This is a genomic window from Clostridium sp. BNL1100, from assembly GCF_000244875.1.
GTDB lineage: Bacteria > Bacillota > Clostridia > Acetivibrionales > DSM-1351 > Ruminiclostridium.
Genome location: NC_016791.1, coordinates 536,706 through 559,180, shown reverse-complemented (window position 1 = coordinate 559,180; position 22,475 = coordinate 536,706). Strand labels below are relative to the sequence as shown.

The window sequence follows — 22,475 nt, the reverse complement described above, 5'->3', positions numbered from 1 at the left end:
TAAACGAAATTAGACTCAGCTAAAGTTATTAGTTAAGTATAAAAAATGTCTAGAGGTGTTAATTTTGTTGGATGAGAGCTTTTCACCGGCATTGGGTTCACAAGCCGAATCCTTAAGTGTTGGAAGGGTTATACCACATAATAGTAAATCAATTGGTAGAATTAGAACCGTACTTAAATTTTTAGGGCCTGCATTTATAGTAAGTGTGGCATATATTGATCCAGCTAATTTGAAATTGGAACACTTTTTCTTTCCGTATATATCTGCAAAAAACAAGCCGGAGGGGCTAATACGCCCCTCCGGTATAATGTTATTACAAGCCGAAAAGCTTAAGTATCAGGTTAATATATGAATTAAGCATATGTTCCATATATTCTCCATTAAGCCTTTCATTAAATTGAATCAAATCAAAGGAAATTGTATCCTCCATGATTTTTATACAAATCTCATAGTCAAATAGCACGGCCTCTTCTTTTGAAGACTTATTACCAAACTTCAAGAGGGGTACGACCTGATTTCCATCCATATTTTCTATGAAGGCCCTTGATATTTCATTTAAACCGTAAGAATTCTTTACAGCATTCTCCCTAGCCTCTTTAACCTTATTTACTATACTGTCCAGCAAATGATTATTCTCAAGATCAATGTCCAAAGAGTAATATTTACTGTCACTGTTCCTGCATTGAATTTGTATTTGCTCCTGCTTACTGATATTATTCAGCAGGTAATAGTATATACCTGTAAATATATTCTGTAATTCAATGTAATCAGCCTCTTGTCTGAGTATGCCGTTTACCTGTTCCGGTGTACACGAGTAATTGTATCTGCCGGTTCCCCCATTTTCCTTGTCCCCACTGAAAAACACCTCTGGGAAAACGATTCCCTTTAATTGCCTAAATTCGCCATTTCTGTTCTGCTGTTTCTCAATAACTTCTGCCAACATAACAATTGAAGGGTTTGCAAAAATGTCGGAAATACTAAGCGCTTTCGGATAAATTTCTTCTAGTTTTTCGTGCATACTAATTAATAATATGGAATTTCCACCCACATCAAAGAAATTATCATATACACCTATATTTTCTGTTTCTAATACTTCTTTCCACACATTCAGCACATTTTGCATTATTTCTGTCATTTCAACTGTAATTTCTACTTTTTCTTCAAAAGCTTCCGGATCAGGCAGCTTCTTTTTATCAACTTTTCCGTTTGAAGTTACAGGCATATTATCCAGGAAGCAATATGCATTTGGTATCATGTATCCCGGGAGGAACCTTACAATGAAAGCTTTCAGCTCCTGTGAATCTATAGTCTCCGAAGCACAGTAATACAAAGCTATCCTTTTATCAGCCGATTTCGTCTCCCACACAGTTGCCACACAATCTGTAATACCATGGAACTGCAATGCCACCTTTTCAATTTCGCCTATTTCCACTCTGTTGCCTCTTATTTTAACCTGCTCATCGCATCTTCCCAGATACTCCAGATTTCCATCCTTGGTCCACCTTACAATGTCTCCGGTCAGGTATATCCTTGAATCATAGGAAAAAGCATCTTCAATAAATTTCTCCTTTGTAAGGCTTTCATTATATAAATATCCCCGAGCCAGGCTGTCTCCTGCAACGGCAAGCTGGCCTGGCATTCCTTCGGGAACCAGCTTATAATTTTTATCTATTACATAAGCTCTGACGTTATCCACGGGCCTTCCTATAGGTATATTGTCATATTCCCTGTCAACCGTGAAGTAGGTGGAAACAACAGTATTTTCCGTTGGCCCATAATTATTCACCAATGAATATCCTCTGGAAACGAAGCTTCTCAGCTTGTCTCCTCCGGTTAACAATACCCTGAGGGACCTGTTATCCTGTTTTATGAACTGTTCACATATCTGAGTTGGCAGGAAGCTGACAGTAACACGGTTTTCCTCGAAGTATTTATTCAGTCCGGCCATATTCATCCGCAGATCCTTCTCAATTATGTGAATCTGTGCACCTACCGCCAAGTAAGGATATATCTCCCATACAGATGCATCAAATCCAAAGCCGGCGTACTTGGTGGCTATGTCTTTTTCTGTAACACCATATACACGGTTGTGCCAATAAACCAGATTGGTTATACATCTGTGCTCAACCATTACCCCCTTTGGCTTTCCTGTAGATCCCGAAGTATAAATTACATATGCCAGATCAGACGGTTTGTTTTCTGATACAAATTCCGTAGCTTCATATGAGAAATCATTATCAATACATATTGTCTTTCCCGAAAACTTCACTTTACCTGCCAGACTTTGCTGTGTCAGTAAAATTTCCGCTTTACTGTCCTCAAGCATGTATTCTATTCGTTCTTCAGGGTAATCAGGGTCTATCGGCAAATATGCTGCTCCTGATTTCAGTATTCCGAGTAGCCCTGGCAAAATAAACTCGGATGGCTCAAGCATTATCCCTACTATGTCCTCTTTGCCCACATTATGTCTCTTCAGATGATTGGCAATGCGGTTTGCCGCACTATTCAGCTCCGAATATGACTGCCTGACGCCCTTATATACTGCCGCTATGGCATCCGGGGCTGAATCAGCCTGTTTTTCAAACAGATGGCATATTGTAAGATTGCTTGGATACTTTGTCCCTGTATTGTTGAATTGATTCAGCAGCCTGTCCTTTTCTTCCGGACTCAGAATCTCAATATCCATTATTTTTTGTTCCGGATTTTCCAGTGTATTTTTAAGTATAAGCATAAAGTGACTGATAATATTTCGGATGGTATCTTCTTTGAACAAGTCTGTACAGTAGCCTATACTCATATCATAGCCCGAATTTTCAGATTCTCCGATATATATTGTCAGATCAAACTTCTGACTTTCCATACAATGCTCTACCGGTTCCATTGTTATATTATCTATTTCCAGTATTGCATTATCATTATTCTGGAATGAAAACATAACATCAAACAGTGGATTTCTGGAGAAGTCCCTTTTTATGTCCAGTGCCTCCACAAGATCGTCAAACTGGTAATCCTGATTTTGGTATGCCTTTAATGATTTTTCCTTGATTTCATTCAGAAAATCAATATATTTCTTATGACCTTCCGGTTTGCCTCGTAGTGCCAGAGTATTAACAAATACACCTATGAGGTTTTCAACATCCTTGTGGGTCCTTCCGAATATAGGGCTTCCCACCACAATATCCTCCTGATTGCTGAACCTGCCCAAAGTAATCATAATAGCTGATAAAAGCACCATGTATTCTGTAGCTCCGGTACTCTTTGACAGTTTTTTTACATTCTCCCTTATGGATTCGTCAATGGATGAATTTATTATTTTACCATTAAAGCTTTGTGTTTTTTCACGTTTAAAATCAAGAGGTAACTCAAGTACAGGTATTTCATCAGAAAATTCCTGCAACCAATATTCTTTCTGCTTCTCAATACCCCGTGTGGTCATCCATTGGCAATAATCTCTGTATTGAATTCTCAATTGCGGCAGTTCTTTGCCCATATATAACTCAGATAATTCTCTAAACATTATTGATACGCTCATACCGTCTGAAATTATATGATGAGTGTCAATAAACAGGTAATAACTGTCACAGTACCTTACAACCTTTACCCTTAACAAACATCCCTCCATGAAATCAAAAGGTCTTACAAATTTTCTCACGACTTCGTCCACATTAAAGCTGTTACTTTCTTCGAATTCGAAATCTACCCGGCAGGAATCAATAATTTCCTGTACCGCCTCATTCTGTTTCATGTAAAAGCGGGTATGCAATATCTCATGGCGGAATACCAATCCGGTAAATGCAGATTTTAATTTTTCTATATCCAAATTACCGTGAACAACGTATACCATTGGCATATTATATGCTGTCCGGGTCTCATCAAACTGGCTTACGATAAATATTCTTTTTTGTGCAGAGCTCATGAGATAATATGGTTTTTCTTCACATACCGGTATTTCAGTAAAATTGTTATTACCTTTATCTACTATTTCACTGAGTTTTTCAACAGTCGAATATGTAAATATATCCTTCAGAGAAACTCTGTAACCCAGCTCTGCTTCAAGCCTGTTTATTACCTTGGTGGCTTTCAGGGAATGTCCTCCCAGTTCAAAGAAATCGTCTTTAATTCCTACTTTCTTAATTCCCAATACATCTTCAAAAATACCGGCTATTATTTTTTGGGTATCATTTTCAGGTGCAGCATATGTATCCGTCTCCTCCATAATAATGTCAGGCAAAGCCCTAACATCCAGCTTTCCATTTCTGGTCATTGGGAGGGAAGCCACCTTGGTAATATATGAAGGTATCATATAATCAGGGAACAGATTTCTCAGACATGCCCTGACATCAACTTCTTTGCTAGAACCATCCTCTACGGTATATGCACATATTCTCTTATCTCCCTTATCATCTTCACGGACAATAACAGCACAATCCTTTATACCGTCGATTCCTTTGATTACTGTCTCAACTTCACCAAGTTCAATCCTGAATCCTCTTATTTTTACCTGTTCGTCAATTCTTCCAAGAAATTCGATATTTCCATCTGGAAGCCATCTTGCCAAATCTCCAGTATGGTACATCCTGCCTTCTCCGAAAGGATTATCCGTAAACTTTTCTCTGGTGAGTTGTTCTCTGTTGAGATACCCTCGTGCCAGACCATCTCCTGTTGTACACAATTCACCCGGTACATTTATTCCGCAGAGGTTGCTATTTTTATCAAGTATATATACCTTTGTATTTGAAACCGGGCTACCTATGGACATCCTTTCAAACTTGTCCGGTATGGAATATGTAGTAGTAAAGGTTGTATTTTCAGTAGGCCCATACCCGTTTATCAGCCTAGTCGATATATTATTTTGCTTAAACATTCTCACGTGCTTGTCAGACAGTTTCTCCCCACCTATCAGTAAAGACTCCAGAGGATCAAATATCCCGCAATCAGTTTCTACAAGTTGGTTAAACAAAGTAGAAGTCAGCCACATTGTATTTACATGGTATTTTTCTATAGCAGCACCCAGAAGACTTGCGTTTAATATTACCTCCTGTTCCGCCAGAACAAGCTTACCTCCGTTCAGCAATGACCCCCAGACTTCCAAGGTTGAGGCATCAAAGGCCATAGCGCCTGTCTGCATAATGACAGTGTCCCTGTTTAGCTCCAAGAAATTATTGTTCTTAACAAGACGCAATATGCTCTTGTGCTCAATCATTGTGCCTTTAGGATTCCCTGTTGTTCCTGATGTATAAATAATATATGCCAAATCTGTAGGCCTATTTATAACCTCAATCTTACTGCAAGCTCCTTCAAATATATTTGCATCTGCCAGATCTATCAAAGGAACCTCTGTGTCAATCCTCGCATTATATGTAAGAATCGCTTTAGGATTGCAGTCTTGAATTATAAACTGTGCCCTCGCCTCCGGATACCTGATGTCAATAGGTACATACGCTCCTCCTGCTTTAAGTATGGCACATATACCAATAATCATTTCTATACTTGTTTGTGCCAGAACAGCAACCGTATCATCTCTTCCGACACCCATGTTTCTCAACTTGAATGCCAATACACCGGATTTCCTTCCAAGTTCCGCATATGAAATTTCATCATTACCACATATGACTGCTATGTCATCAGGGTTCACTTCTGCCTGCTCGTTAAGGATTTCAGGCACTGCTTTATCTCTTGGATACTCAGTGTCCGTGTTATTGAATACATTCAGTATTTTATGCTTCTCATCCCTACTAATCCGCTGGATGGCTTTGATACTTTGATAAGGATCCTGCACCATACTGCTGATAATAGTATTAAGGTGTGATAGCATAACCTTCATTGAGGACTCATTAAATAAATCATTCCGATATCCCAGGTTGACTATATATTCGCTGTCCTGCTCACCAACAGCTATTGTGATGTCGAATTTCTCAACCTTAAACTCTGCCGAGATATCTGTTATTCTGATTTCTCCGGCATCAAACATGTATTTTTCATTATTCTGCATAACAAACATAACATCAAATAACGGATTTCTGGATATATCCCTTTTAATCTCCAGCTTGTCCAACAATTCATCAAATGGGTACTCCTGATTTTCCGCAGCTCTTAAAGATGCAGTCCTTATTTCATTTATAAATTCAAGACACTGCTTGTAGGGTGCAGGATTACCGTCAACAACCACTGTATTAACAAACATGCCTAGCATTTCCTCGGTATCTTTGTGATTTCTTCCGGACATTGCAGTTCCTAATAATATTTCCTCCTGCCCACTGTGTATGGAAAGCAGTACCATAACCGCTGACATAAATACCATATATGGAGTCACATTCTCAGTCTTGCAGAATTGGTCTATTTTTTGCTTAAGTTCACTTCCGATAGAATACTCCACCGTATCTCCACTAAATCCCTGAACTCTTGAACGAGGATAGTCCAACCTAAGGTCAAGCTCCGGTACATGATTCTGGAACTTGGATATCCAGTAATCTTCCTGCGGTTTCATATCCCTTGAAAGCATCCATTCACTGTAATCCCTGTACTGTAGATTTAATTCATCAGGATTCTTTCCCATGTAGTACTGCATTACCTCTTTCCAGAATAGTGAACTGCTCATTCCATCCGAGATAATGTGATGGATGTCAAAGAGCATATACCAACAACTGCCGTTTTCTATCAGCTTAACACGGAATAACGGTGCCTTGTCTAAATCAAAGGGACGGACAAAGTCCTTCATGGTTTTTTCCAATTCATCATTGTTTAACCTACTAAATTCAAAATCTACGTCTACAGAAGTTTCTATCTTCTGAACCATTCTTCCGTCAAGCATCATAAAGCAGGTTCTCAGTATCTCATGCCGTTCAAGCATATCTACAAATGATTGCTTCATTTTTTCAGCATCCAGAGTTCCTTCAATCTTCATAAACCTTGGCATATTATATGCGATGCCGTCAGGCTCCATTTGATTCAGCAGATAAATCCTTCTCTGAACCGAAGACATATCATAATAAGTTTTAATTTTAGCCTTTGGAATGTGTTCATATTTACTGTTGTTTTTATTTTCAGCTATAAATGAACAAAGCATTTCAACTGTAGGATAAACGAATATGTCTTTTAATGAAATTCTTGCTCCGGCTGTTTCTTCAATACGGTTAATAAGCCTTGTTGCACGCAGCGAATGACCGCCCAATTCAAAGAAGTTGTCTGTTACTCCTACTTTTTCAATATTAAGAATATCCGCAAATATTCCGGCAACAGTATTTTCAAGTTCATTTCTAGGGGCAATATATTCTGTATCCTCAGTAAAATCAACCTCTGGAAGTCGCTTTCTGTCGAGTTTTCCGTTTATAGTTAACGGGAGTTCCTTCAATTGAATTACTCTGGCCGGGATCATATATTCCGGCAAAGTTTTACGCAACTCATTTTTCAATCCAGAAGCTTCATTTCCGTCTTTCATGACCACATATGCACAGATATACTTCTCGTTATCGGGCTTCTCTTTTAATACCACCGCTGCATCTTCTACAGTGTCACTTTTTCTTATGGTTGCTTCTATCTCTCCCAACTCGATCCTGAAGCCCCTTATTTTAACCTGTTGGTCAATTCTCCCAAGGTATTCAATATTTCCGTCAGGAAGCCATCTTACAAGGTCTCCTGTGTGGTACATGTTGCCTTCTCCGAAAATATTTGGCTCGAATTTCTCAGTAGTCAGCTGAGGATTATTGAGATAGCCATCAGATAAACCGTCCCCTGATGTGCATAATTCTCCGGGCATTCCTATTCCACACACCTCATGTCCATTCATTATGTACACTTGTGTATTTGCAATCGGGCGTCCAATCGGTATCTGGTTCATGCATTCTTTAATTTCGTATGTTGTTGTAAATGTAGTATTTTCAGTAGGCCCATAGCCATTTATTAAGTGGGTTGAAGTGTTTTCGGACTTTAGCATATTAACATGCTTTTCCGACAATTTTTCTCCGCCAATCAAAAGGTATAAAATACTGTCAAACATATTACTGTCGACTGAAACCATCTGATTATAAAGGGATGCTGTCAACCACATTGTATTAACACCCTTATTTACTATCTCCTTGTATAGATATTTCTCATTTGTAAGCACCTCATTGGATGCAATAATCAATTTTCCGCCGTTTAGCAGAGCTCCCCAGATTTCAAATGTGGAGGCATCAAAGGCAAGTGAACCGGTTTGCATTATTACAGTATTTCCGTCAAGGGACACATAGTTTGTATTTTTGACCAGTCTGACAACATTCCTATGCTTCACCATAACACCCTTTGGTGTTCCCGTTGTTCCCGATGTATAAATCAGATATGCCAAATCCTCCGGGCCATTGATATTTTCCGGAGTTTCTACCGGATAGTCACCTATATCGGTAATATCAATAACTTTATACCCGGTATCCAGCGGTAATTTTTCCTTACCCTGCAGACAAACTTTTGGTTTACAGTCTTCGAGAATATACTTGAGTCTTTCCGCAGGATAGTTTAAATCAATAGGTACGTATGCACCTCCAGCCTTTACAATACCCAAAATTCCGATAATAGTCTCCGATGTCCTCTCAGTTGTGACCGCAACAAAATCACCTGCTCTTACTCCTTCATTTCTCAAAGTTGCGGCTATCTTACCTGATAGGATATCAAGCTCTGCATATGTTATGGCAGTACTGTCAGACATTAATGCTACCGAGTCAGGTGAAAGCCTTGCCTGTTCTGCAAACAACTCTCCGATAGTCTTATGTGAAGGATAGGCTGTTTTATTGTCATTAAACCAATCTGTTACTTTTGTATACTCATCATTATTAAGGGCACTTATTTCCCTGAGCTTAAGACTTGTATCCCCAATAGCATTTTGTATAACATTTTTAAAGTGTACCAATAATAAATCAATTGACTCTTCTCTGAAGAGATCGGTACAATAACTCGCGGATACGGTATAACCCTCTTCTGCAGGACTTATGATTATAGTTATATCAAACTTTTCAATATCCGTACCTGAAGCACAAGGTTCAAGGCTGAATTCCTCTGTTGTTAAGTTTATCCTCTCATTATTCTGGTAGACAAACATCACATCAAACAATGGATTTCTGGATATGGTTCTCTCTATATTTAAATCTTCCAGTAATTCTTCAAATGGATATTCTTGATTATCGTATCCATTCATAACTGTGCTTTTTACTTCTTTCAGGAATTCTCCAAAGCTCTTTTCCTTTTCTGGAAATGTTCTGAAGGCCAAAGTATTTACAAACATCCCCAGCATACTTTCAGTATCCTTGTGTGTTCTTCCTGATATAGGGCTGCCTACGATTATATCTTCCTGTCTGGTATATTTGCCCAGCAGGAGTGTAAATGCAGCCAACAGCACCATATATTCTGTTGTACCAGTATCCTGAGTAAGCTTTATTATCTTACTTCTTGTCTCATGGGTAATAGTTGTCTCTATAGTCTTCCCCCGGAAGGTTTGAATCTGCGGTCTTGTAAAGTCCAGTGGAAAATCAAGTACCGGTATATCGCCTTTGAATTGATCTTTCCAGTACTGTCTTTGGGTATGGAAATCTCTCGAATTAATCCACTGGCTGTAATCCTTGTATTGTACTCTTAATGGAATGAGTTCCTGTTCGCCGTACAGTTTCATAAGCTCATCAAACAAAATTACTGAGCTCATTCCGTCAGATATAATATGGTGCATATCCAGCATCACATATTCTTCTAATTCCGTGCGAACTAACTTTAACCTTATGAGGGATAGTTCCTCCAGCTTGAACCTTCTTACAAAACCATTAATTATATTTTCAAGTGAATCATTGCATTCTTCATATGTACAATTCACCAGAGGCTTGTCCAGAATTTCCTGAACCAAATTACCGTCTATCATTTTAAATACGGTTCTCAGAATTTCATGTCGTCTAAGTAGTTCCGAGAAGGCATTTTCCAATCTTCCAAAATCTAGCTGACCTCCGGACACCTTCATTATAAAAGGCATATTATATGAAAGCCCTGTCTCATCCATATGGTAAATCATGTACATTCTCTTCTGGGCTGATGACATTGGGTAATATTCTTTCTTATCAACAACAGGGATAGGCTCAAAACCACCATTTATAGCTTTTTCTGCAAATTGAGACAATTTCTCAATTGTAGGATATTCAAAAATATCTTTTAATGAAAGTCGAATCCCCATTGCTTCTTCAATCTCATTGATAACACGCATAGCCCTGAGGCTGTGTCCACCCATTTCAAAGAAATCATCCTTTATGGACAACTCATCTGTTTTCAATACACTGCTGAAAATCGAATATATCGCCTTTTCAGTTTGAGTACCCGGTGCAACCTGTTCTCTGAGGCTTGATGCCTTTATGTTCATCAAAGCCCTTTTATCCAGCTTTCCGTTTGCGGTTACAGGTAATTTATCCAGCACTGCTATAAAAGAAGGTATCATATAATCCGGCAGCAGCTTTCGTAATTGTTCCTTAACATCCGTAGTCGAAATGGTGTTTTTAGGGACAATATATGCATATATTGACTTCTGTGCCGCTTCATACTCACGAACCATTACTGCACAGTCACTGACTTCATCAAGTCCTTTTATCACAGTCTCTATCTCACTAAGCTCAATTCTGAAACCCCTTATTTTGATTTGCTCGTCAATTCTTCCTAAATACTCAATGTTACCGTCGGGAAGCCACCTTCCCAAATCCCCGGTGCAATACAGCCTGTCTTCACCTAAAACACCCGGAATAAACTTTTCCTCCGTGAGTTCAGGTCTGTTCAGATATCCCCGGGAAACACCTGCGCCCGCAGCACATATCTCACCCGGAATCCCGATTCCGCAAAGTTCTTTCCGTTCACCAACAATATAAACTCTGGTATTCGCAATTGGGGTTCCTATCGGTATTCTCTCAAAGCCATCGGGAATACAGAAGGTTGTTGTGAATGTAGTATTTTCAGTTGGACCGTATCCGTTAATCAGTCTGGTTTTAACATTTTCCTTCTTAAATATCCTTACGTGTTTGTCAGACAGCTTCTCTCCCCCTATCAGGAGGGTGTCCAGAGAGTCAAAAATGCTGCATTTCATTTCTACCAGCTGGTTGAATAATGTTGATGTAAGCCACATTGTATTAACTTTGTGCTTTAAAATAACCTTTTCCAATGCATTTGCTTCAAGTATTACATCGTAGTCAGCCAGGACAAGCCTTCCTCCATTAAGTAACGGTCCCCAGACTTCCATGGTTGAAGCGTCAAAAGCCATTGCACCTGTTTGCAGGATTACCGAATCAGCTCCAAATGTTATATAGTTGGTGTCCTTTACAAGCCTGATAACACTCCTGTGTTCTATCATGGAACCTTTTGGATTTCCAGTGGTACCCGATGTATAAATAATGTATGCCAAATCCGAAGGTGTATTGACCCTAGGCAGATTATCACTGCTACCTTCCCATGTACCCTTTTCTGCCAGATCAAATAAAGGTATTCCTACATCTATTAAGTTCTTATGTACAAGAACCGCTTTTGCAGAACAATCTTCTATGATATATCTGATTCTTGTTTCTGGATATCTGGTGTCTATAGGTACATATGCTCCACCCGCCTTAAGAATCGCACAGATACCTATAATCATTTCTACACTTCGTTCTGCCAGAACAGCAATCCTGTCATCCGGCCGTACCCCCATACTGCGCAGCTTGTTGGCCAATATATTAGATCGTTTATTCAATTCATAGTACGTTATATTGTTATCATCGAACACTACCGCAATACTATCCGGAGCTTTGTTAACCTGCTCCTCAAGGAGTTCAACTAGGGTTTTGTCCTTCGGATAGTCTGTTTCAGTCCAGTTGAACTTGGCAATACTAACCCTGTCCTCCTCGGTAAGTATCTCAACATCACCAACGGTTCCGTAATAGTTGGCCGTAATGGAATCTAGTACTTGTATATAATGCTTCATTATTCCAAGAACACTGTCTTCCTTGTACAAATCCGTACTGTATTCCAACAGCAACTGATATCCATCTTTATATGGCAACAAAGTGAACGTCAAATCAAATTTGGATGTAGTGTGTGTGTCATCCTGTGCCGAGTCATTGAACACTAGTCCATCAAAACTTTCCGTGTTCTGATCATTGTTTTCCATTACAAACATTACATCAAAAAGCGGATTTCTTGATAAGTCCCTACTAACACCTGCTGCTTCTACTATCTCTTCAAATGGAAATTCCTGATTTTCATATGCTTTGAGACATGTCTCTTTTATTTCTCCAAGAAAATCAAGGTACTTTTTCCCATCCTCAGGTTTAGCTCTCAAGGGCAGGGTATTTACAAACATACCGGCTATTCCCTCGGTATCTTTATGATTTCTCCCTGATACAGGACTTCCAACTATAATATCATGCTGTCTGCTATATTTTGAAAGGAGAATCATTAAAGCACTAAAAAGCACCATGTACTCTGTAGTTCCCGATTTTTGGGCCAGCTGGCGCAGGCGTTCCTTCAGAGCTTCACTAATGAAGGATTTCACAGAGCTTCCGTTAAAACTTTGCTTTGAAGGTCTGGGATAATCCAATGGCATTTCCAGTACCGGAATTTCATAGCTGAATTGATTTTTCCAATATTCCTGTTGGGAAGTCAAATCCCTTGAAAGCATCCACTCACTGTAATCCTTGTATTGTAAATCAAGTTTGGGAAGTTCCTCACCGTTGTACAGTCTTATAAGATCATTTTGGATAATGCTTAAGCTCATGCCATCTGAAATAATATGATGCATGTCAATCAATATATTTGTAATCCCATTTCTGGTATAAACAACCATTAACCGCATTAGTGGGGCTTTGCTCAGATCAAATGGTCTGACGAATCCCCTGTACAGCTTTATAATCTCAGCTTCCTCTGCCTCGGTAAAAGCTATGTCAATAGCAACATTATCATTAATAACTTGAACTGGTTCACCATTTATAACAGTAAAGCTGGTTCTCAAAGCCTCATGTCTGTGGATCAACTGCTCAACAGCTCTCTCGAACTTAACACTATCTAATTTTCCGGATAGCTCCAAAATACCTGATATATTATAAGCTACTCCTGTATTATCAAGTTCATTAAGCAAGTACATCCTTTTCTGAGCCGATGAAACAGTATAATATTCTTTTTGTACAGCAGGGGTTATGCTGCTGTACACCTTGCCGGAATGTGCGTCAACCAATGAGGCGATAAGCTCCGGTGTAGGACTGCTGAATATATCTTTCAATGATAATCTGACACCTGTATCAGCCTCTATTTTATTTACCAGTTTAGTGGCTCTCAATGAGTGCCCGCCCAACTCGAAGAAATTATCATGGATTCCCATCTTCTCTATATTCAGTACATAACAAAATGCGGCACATATTATTGCTTCCGTTTCATTCTGCGGAGCCAGATACTCTCCGGAACTTCTGATTTCTATATCCGGCAGCGCACGTTTATCGACCTTTCCGCTTCCGGTAACCGGAATTGACTCAATCTGCATCATGTACCCGGGAATCATATATTCCGGCAGTGATTTTCTGATTTCATCCTTCAATACACCTAAATCAACTTCTTCATCAGACACCACGTATGCATAAATGGCATTGTCACCGCTATTATCCGGCTTGGCTATTGCTACTGAGTCCTTTATGTATGGTATTTTCCTGATAACACTTTCTATTTCCTCAAGCTCTATTCTAAAGCCTCTGATTTTCACCTGTTCATCAATTCTGCCAAGGTACTCTATATTTCCGTCAGGCAGCCAGCGTGCCAAGTCCCCCGACCTGTACATTTTACCTTCTCCAAAGGGATTATCAACAAACTTTTCATTTGTTAAGTCAGGAAGATTCAAATATCCTCTTGCTACTCCATCACCAGTAATGCACAATTCACCCGGTATACCCGTACCGCACAGGTTATTCCCATCGAGGATATATATCCTGCTATTGTATATCGGTTTTCCGATAGGGACATTATTCGGTATTTCAGTATTGGGAGCATATTCCCAATGTGTTGCCAATACCGTATTCTCTGTAGGGCCATAAGCGTTTATAAATCTGGTCTTTTCATCATACTTCCTTATAACTTCCCGGTTTGCTGCAGAACCTCCGGTGGTCAATACTCTGAGTCCCTTTACTGAGGTCTGAAGACAGAACTGTGGCGGGAGAAGTGTAACTGTTACTTTGTGCTCCTCTACATATTCTTCAAATAACTTTACATCAGCTATTACTTCCTGTGGTATCAAGCACAGACTTGCTCCGGTAAACAGTGAAATTGTAAGCTCCCAAACCGATGCATCAAATATACAGTTTGCGAACTGCAGAACTACATCATCTCCACTCATTTGGTACAAGTCGGCAAGATAAGATGTCATTGATACAACACCCTTGTGCTCCAACATTACACCTTTAGGTTTTCCGGAGGTACCTGAAGTATAAATCAAATACATCAGATCATTTGGTTTATTAACAACAGGAAGATTGTCCAGTTTTCCCTCCCAAAGCTGCTTTTCTGCAAGATCAATAACAGGGATATCTGTTTTAACCTCAGCCTTATATACAAGCAAAGCTTTGGCTCTGCTGTCCTCCAATATATAATCAATTCTTTCAGCAGGGTATGAGGCATCTATTGGTACATAAGCTCCTCCGGCCTTTATAACCGCCAGCATACCCACTATCATTTCCATACTTCGTTCAGCCATTACAGCCACAAAATCATCCGGCCGGATACCCATTTCACGTAATCTGGCTGCAACACAATTTACCCTGCTATTTAGTTCTGAATATGTTATTTTTGTGTCTTTATAAGTTATTGCCATACGATCAGGTGAATTTTTGACCTGCTCTTCAAATAATTCAACGACGGTTTTTTCTTTTGCATACTGCTTTGAGGTATCATTAAATACGTTCAGTATGTTATTCTTTTCTTCGTTTGTTACAGTATTGATTTCCTCTAAAGTCAAATCGTTACTGTCCGTAATTTCATCGATAATCTTTTTAAAATGCCCGGCCATAGCAAGTATGCTTGCTTTTTTAAATAGATCGCTGCAATATTCAAACAGAACCAGATATCCGCCATTGCTTTCACCGGCGCTGATAGCCAAATCAAATTTTGCAATATTGTGGTTTAAAACCTCTGCAGTTTCGTTTATATTTATACCTTCAAATTCATCATCAAAATTCCTGTTATTCTGAACTGAAAACATGACATCAAACAAAGGGTTACGGGATATATCCCTGTTAACCTTGATTTCTTCCAAAAGTTCTTCAAAAGGAAATTCTTGATTTTCATATGCAGATAAACAGATTTCCCTTATTTCTGACAAGAAATCAGTATACTGTCTTGTTGTTTCAGGTTTTGCCCTCATCACAAGGGTATTAACGAACATACCCAGCATACCTTCGGTGTCCTTATGGGTTCTGCCGGAGACCGGGGTACCTACTGTAATATCATTTTGTCTGCTGTACTTTCCAAGCAAAATGAATACAGCACTGAGGAGTACCATATATTCCGTTGTTCCGGTTCTGCGAGCCAGATTTTTGATAGCCGCAGTCCGGTCAGGGCCTATAAAGGTGCTCACCCCACCGCCTTTAAATGACTGAACAGAGGGTCTCTTATAATCCAGAGGCAGATTTAAAACAGGTACCTCATCACTGAATCGGCTGACCCAATATTCTTTTTGCCTTGATAAATCCCTGTGATTCATCCATTGGCTGTAATCCTTATAGTGAACCTTTATTTCATTAAGTTCTTCACCGGCATACAACTTCAGCAGCTCATCCTTCAATATATCCATGCTCATACCGTCTGATATGATATGGTGGATATCAACGAGCAGTACTGTCTCATTCTCCCTTTTTACTGCACAAACTCTCATAAGAGGTGCTTCCTGAAGGTCAAAGGGCTTTCTGAAATTATCCTGAAGCTTACTTAGTTCAGTTTTACCATCCTCAATAATCGTAAAATCTATTTTATTATTCTGACTTATTTTTTGTACCATTTCGCCATTTATCATATGAAAGCTTGTTCTTAAAATTTCATGGCGTTGTGTCATTTTCTCAACTGCATGCTTTATCTTCATTTCATTAAACTCACCGTAGAGAGAAAATGAACCGGAAATGTTATATACAGTTGATATATCACCAATTTGATTAATTAAATACAAACGCTTTTGAGATGAAGACATTGGGTAGTATTCCATATAATTTGCCTTCGGAATTGGTGAATATATGTTTTCTCTTAATATGTCCAGTTCCTTGGCTATTTCCTCAGGACTTCCGGCCCTGAAAATGGTTTTCAGGGGAACTTTAACCCCTAATTCTGACCCTATGCGGTTTACAAGTTTGGTCGCACTGAGGGAGTGTCCTCCCAGATCAAAGAACCCATCATGTACTCCGACTTTCTGTACCCCCAGAATCTCCTTAAAAATCCCGCATATTTTCTCTTCGGTTTCATTACGGGGTGCTTCATATTCATCGGAACCTGACAACTCAATCTCCGGCAGACTTTTCTTGTCCAGCTTTCCGTTTTTGTTCATTGGTAAAGATTCAATTTGCATTATTCTTGCCGGCACCATATAATTGGGCAGTTCACTATTTAACAGATTTTTTATTTTACCGATGTCTATAGTTTTGTCCGAAACTATGTATGCAAGGAGATACTTTATTCCATCCTTTTCTCTTGCAATTACAACCGCTTCTTTTATATCTTCAAGTTTCTTTATAACATTTTCTATTTCACCGGGCTCAACTCTGAAACCCCTGATTTTAACCTGTTCATCAATTCTTCCCATATATTCAAGATTTCCATCGGAGGTCCAGCGTGCCAAATCTCCTGAGCGGTACATTTTCCCCTCACCGAAAGGATTATCAATGAATTTCTCGGCATTTAATTCAGGTCTGTTCAAATACCCTCTTGCCACGCCAATACCTGCTATGCATAATTCTCCGGGTACTCCGATACCACAAGCCTCCGCATCGTTCATAATAAATATCTGGGTGTTCGCAATAGGCTTACCGATTGATACAGTTCTGGTTTTAACCTCTTTATGATATACATAATCACAGCAACCTATAGTAGTTTCAGTAGGTCCGTACTCGTTATGTATATATATGTGCTCACCATATTTCTCCATTATAAGTCTCGAAGTATGCGAATCCAGTTCCTCTCCTCCGAGTATAAGTGAATTCAAATTAGGAAGTCTGTCCACCTCCTGAAGTGCCGCAGCTTCCTTCAAATGTAATGGTGTTAGCTTTACTGACGTCAGCTCCTGATTTCGGAATATATTGTTTATGTCATTATCAACCGTATCATTATACACTACTAATTTCCCACCAAAGCATAATGGCAGGAATATAGATGTCTGTGTTAAATCAAAGCTCGGATTCGTGAAAAATGGCATGCAAATTTCAGACTTTACATAGCTGTTTCTGGCATATGTAATATAATTCATCAAAGATCTGTGTTCAATCATTACACCCTTTGGTTTACCAGTTGTTCCTGATGTATAAATGATGTAAACTAGACTATCCTCACTGCAAATTAAAGGTATGTTGTCCTGTATGCCACTGTAATTTTCCAGATTTTTTAAATCTATTGTTTCTATATTCAATGTTATTATGCAATCCTTAACGGATTGTTCTGTCTTACCCATGAGTATAGCTTTCGGACTGCAATCCTCAAGCATAAACTGTATCCTGTCCACAGGATAGCCGGGATCAACGGGAACATACGCTCCTCCAGCCTTAAGAACAGCAACAATACCGAGAACTGTCTCAATACTGCGTTCTGCAATTATGGCCACTCTGTCGTCATTTTTTACTCCGAGATTTCTCAACTTGGAGGCAATACAATTTGCTCTTGCATTAAGCTCACCATATGTCAAATGTATGTCACCATACTCCAATACAATTTTATCAGGACTTATTTTTACCTGTTCTTCAAACATCTCAATTACAGTTCTCTCAAATGGATAAGATTCAAATGTATTATTAAACTGATGGATAACCTGATCCTTCTCGTCAACAGTAAGAATACCTACATCCTTGATTTTTTGACTGGTATCCGCCATCATACTGCATAGAATTACTTCCAGATGCTTCATCATGATTCTAATTGAATCTTCACAATACAAATCCAAGCAATAGCTGAACGCAACAAGGTATTCATCATCCGTAACGTCTACATGTATTGTCAAATCAAACTTTTCAATATCTATTTCAGGGGCGCAGGCCTCCAGAGTAAGTTCCTTTGATTTCAAGTTACGCTTTTCATAATTCTGGTATACGAACATTACATCAAAAAGAACATTTCTTGAAATTTCACTTTGAATATTCAGATCTTCTACAAGTTGCTCAAATGGGTATTCCTGATTCTCATAGGCTTGCAGGGTCATTTCCTTTACGTTATTAATAAATCCAAGAACCGTCTCATCTTTTCGTGGTCTGGCCCTCATTGCAAGTGTATTGATAAACATACCCATCATATTCTCAATATCCCTGTGAGTTCTCCCGGATATAGGACTTCCCACAATGATATCTTCCTGCCGACTGTATTTGCCAAGCAAAATCATTACGGCAGACAATAGTATCATATACTCTGTTGAACCTGTGCTCTTTGAGACCTTCATAATTTGGTCCTTTATTTCTTTACCGAATGATGTTTTTACCATTTTACCTTTATAGCTGCGATTTTGTGGGCGAGTAAAATCATAAGGCAGGTCAATAACAGGTATTTCTCCCTCAAAGGTCTTTATCCAGAATTCTTTTTGCTTGGAAAAATCTCTGGTATTCATCCACTCACTATAATCCTTGTATTGGATTCTGAGTTCTTCAAGTTCCATACCATTATAGTATTTTAAGAGTTCATTGATAAATACACCCTCACTTACACCATCTGAAACAATATGATGCATATCAAGAAGAATGTACATTTCATCATTTGTTTTTGCAACCTGCATTCTTATCAGCGGAAGCTTTTCCAGTTCAAATTTTCTGATAAATGATTCTGCAAGTTCGTCAACTGACAGTTGGGATTCTATGTATGTAAAGTCAACAACAGGATTTTCGTGGATTTCCTGAACCATATTGCCGTCCTGCATATGGAACTCAGTTCTTAAAATCTCATGTCTGCTTAGAAGATATGAAAAAGCATCCTTTAGCTTTTCAATGTCCAGACTGCCTCTGACCCTCATAATGTTTGGCATATTGTAGGAAATACCCGACTCATCAATCTGGTACATAAAGTACATTCTCTTTTGGGTTGAAGACATGGGATAATACTTTTTGGTTTCTGCTTTGGGTATGGAAGTATGCTGGCCCTTAATTCGGGTTGCCAGTTCCTCTGCAATCTCTTCAGCTGTAGGTTTGCCGAATATAAGCTGTAACGGAAGTCTTATTCCGGTATTAATCTCAATCTGGTTTATGACCCGGGTAGCTCTAAGGCTATGGCCTCCGATTTCAAAAAAATTGTCCCGAACGCCTATTTTTTCTTTATTTAAGACCTCCTCAAATATGTTACAAATACTTTTTTCAATCTCATTTCTTGGAGCCAGATATTCTGTACTGCTCTTGACATCTATTATCGGCAGCTTTCTCTTATCCAGTTTTCCGTTCAAAGTAAGAGGTATTTCATCGATTGTCATCATATAATTCGGTATCATATAATCTGGGAGTATTCTTCTCATTTTCTCCCTTACCTGGTCATATCTCATGGCTATATCTGACACAAGGTAAGCATAAAGCTCATTTTCTCCGTTTTCGTCTTTCCTTGGTATTACTACCGCATCATTGATACCTTCGATGCTACGCAGAACATTTTCAATTTCAGCCGTTTCAATTCTGAACCCTCTGATTTTTACCTGATCATCTATTCTGTCAATAAATTCAATGGTGCCGTCAGGCAGCCATCGTGCTAAATCTCCTGATCTATACAGCTTTCCTTCTTCAAATGGGTTATCTATAAACTTTTCTGCTGTCAGTTCAGCTTTATTTAAATATCCAGTAGCCAAACCTATGCCGCTGATGCATAGCTCTCCTACAATGCCGATACCGCAAAGCCTGATTCCATCCAGAATATAAATATGCATATTTTCAACTGGATTTCCTATAGTAACGATTTTTTCACTGTCTTTTTCCATAAGTGTACTGGTGGCAAAAACGGTGGCTTCTGTGGGGCCGTATTCATTATGAATCTCAACCTCTCCCCCAAGAAGGTCATAGGCTTTATTTAAAAGTGCCTTGTCCAGTTTTTCTCCTCCAAGAACAATGCATTTCAGGTTTTTAGGCTTTTTCAGATTCTTGTCCATACAGATTGTTTTAAGCAAGGATGGAGTAAGCTTAACTAATGAAATTTCATCATTTTTGAAAATATCTGCTATACCTTCGTCAATATTTTCATAAATATAGCATTTACTGCCAAAGGACAGCGGTCCAAATATAGACGGTACTGTCAAGTCAAATGAAGGGTTGGTGAATAAAGGTGTTACTCCTACATCCCCCTTGTAAAATCTATCCCTGACAATATATAAATGGTTGACAACGGATTTATGTCTTACCACAACTCCTTTTGGCTTCCCGGTGGTTCCCGAGGTATAAATAATATATACCGGGTCCTCAGGTGAATTTACAATTGGTTGATTTGTTTCCTCACATGTATAATTACCCTCATCAATTAATGATATGAAGGGCACATCTGTATTAAAACCCACACACTCCCTGCGTGACAGAATCGCCTTAGGTTTACAGTCGCTTACGATATATTCCAGTCTTTCCTGAGGATAAGTCGGGTCTACCGGAATATATGTTCCTCCTGCTTTCATGACGGCGTACAACGCAATCAGAAGTTCTATGCTTCTTTCAGCCATGATTACAACTGTGTCTTTAGGCATGACTCCCAGCTCTTTCAGCTTTCTTGCAATCTGGTTGGCCTTTAAATTCAGTTGATGGTAGGTTATCTCAATTCCGTTGAATGATGCTGCTATATTATCAGGATTTTCTTTCACCTGCTTTTCAAATAATTCATGCAGACATAAATTCTGAGGATAGTCTTTGTCTGTATTGTTAAATACATATTTTATCCTGTCTGCCTCTTCCTTCGAAATCAATTCAATGTCTGATACTTTTGTATCCTGCTTATAAAGAATCTGAGCCAGAGTAATTTCATATCTTCTTAGTAATTGCTCTATCTCCTGATATGTATATCTTTTAGGGTCATACATGATACTTAAATCCAAACTGTCCTCGCCGGAAAGCAAAAATCCCTGATCTGAAAAAGAGGCTTTGAATGAGATGGCATAGTTTGTCTGCTCTCTGGCAGATTCCATTTGCATGCTTAAATCCTCTATCCCCTTTTCATATGACTCTTTATCTACATAATAATTTTCGAATACAAACAGAGTCTTTATCAAGTCCTTGCCAAGCCCGGTAATTTCCTGAATATCAGCAAGGGAATTATAAACATAATTAGAACTTTCCACTGATTGCTCCATAGTCCGGTCAACCAGCTCTTTTATCGAAATATTTTCATCTGCCTTAATACGGGAAGGAATTGTATTTATGAAAAGACCTACCGTCTCATTTATTCCTTTCAAATCAGCATTTCTACCTGAAACAACTTTACCGAAAACAACATCATTTGTCCTGTTAAATTTCTGAAGTAACACACCCCAGGCAACTTCCAGATATGTATTAATGGTTACTTTATTCTTCTTGCTAATTTCTTTTATTGCACTGCACAGTCCCTTTTCTACACGAAGTTCAGCGGTCTTAACCTGTTCCTCAGTCCCTATCCCTGCAGTCTGGGGAATAATATCCGCAGTACTCCCGTAGTCCTCCAGAACTCCCTTCCAATAATCCAAGCCTTCATTTCTGTCCTGCTTTTCCAGCCATTTCAAGTATTCCCCATAGCTTGTCCTTACTGCATTGCATTCTTTAATTTCCTTTACTAGCTCTTCTCGTGAGCAGCCCTTTAGCAGCCGGTCGTAATTTGACATAAAATCTTTAAGAATTAAGGAAAAGCACCAGCCATCCATAATTATATGGTGGAAACTCCATATCATTTTATATTCATCATTACTGATTTTTACGAGTATAGCTCTCATTAAAGGATCTCTGGATAAATCAAATCCTCTTTCAACATCTTCTTTTTTAATTCTCTCTAATTCAGTGTTTATATCTTGAACATTTGATAAATCAATGTATTGATTTTCAAGCTTTCTTTCCGTCATAACAACCTGACGCGGCTTGACAACCTTTTTATATAAAAATGCCGTTCTTAAGGCATCATGTTTTACAGCCAATAAATCAATCGCTTCCTGAATGTTTTTTACGTCAACAATACCTTTCAGATTCAATACAGATTGTATAAAATAGCTGGTATCTTTTTCATTAAGATTTTTATAAAACAACATTCCTTCCTGCATGGAAGTCAAAAGATATATACCTTCAACCTTATTGTTTATTTCTTTGCTCATGTAAAAC

The 22,475-nt window shown here is 38.8% G+C and carries 2 protein-coding genes; one reads left to right on the top strand and one right to left on the bottom strand.

Annotated features, from left to right (window positions below; all coding sequences use genetic code 11):
• The first annotated feature begins 64 nt into the window (after positions 1–64).
• Positions 65–352, top strand: a complete 288-nt coding sequence (locus CLO1100_RS20935; RefSeq protein WP_014312158.1) for a hypothetical protein — start codon at positions 65–67, stop codon at positions 350–352.
• Here CLO1100_RS20935 and CLO1100_RS02400 read toward each other — a convergent pair.
• Positions 314–22,468, bottom strand: a complete 22,155-nt coding sequence (locus tag CLO1100_RS02400; RefSeq protein ID WP_014312157.1) for a non-ribosomal peptide synthetase — start codon at positions 22,466–22,468, stop codon at positions 314–316. The genes CLO1100_RS20935 and CLO1100_RS02400 overlap by 39 nt on opposite strands.
• Positions 22,469–22,475 lie beyond the last annotated feature (7 nt).

What these genes read in the sequence shown, in the direction of transcription:
- CLO1100_RS02400 (WP_014312157.1), bottom strand. Translation starts at nt 22,468, where the DNA reads ATGAGCAAAGAAATAAACAATAAGGTTGAAGGTATATATCTTTTGACT.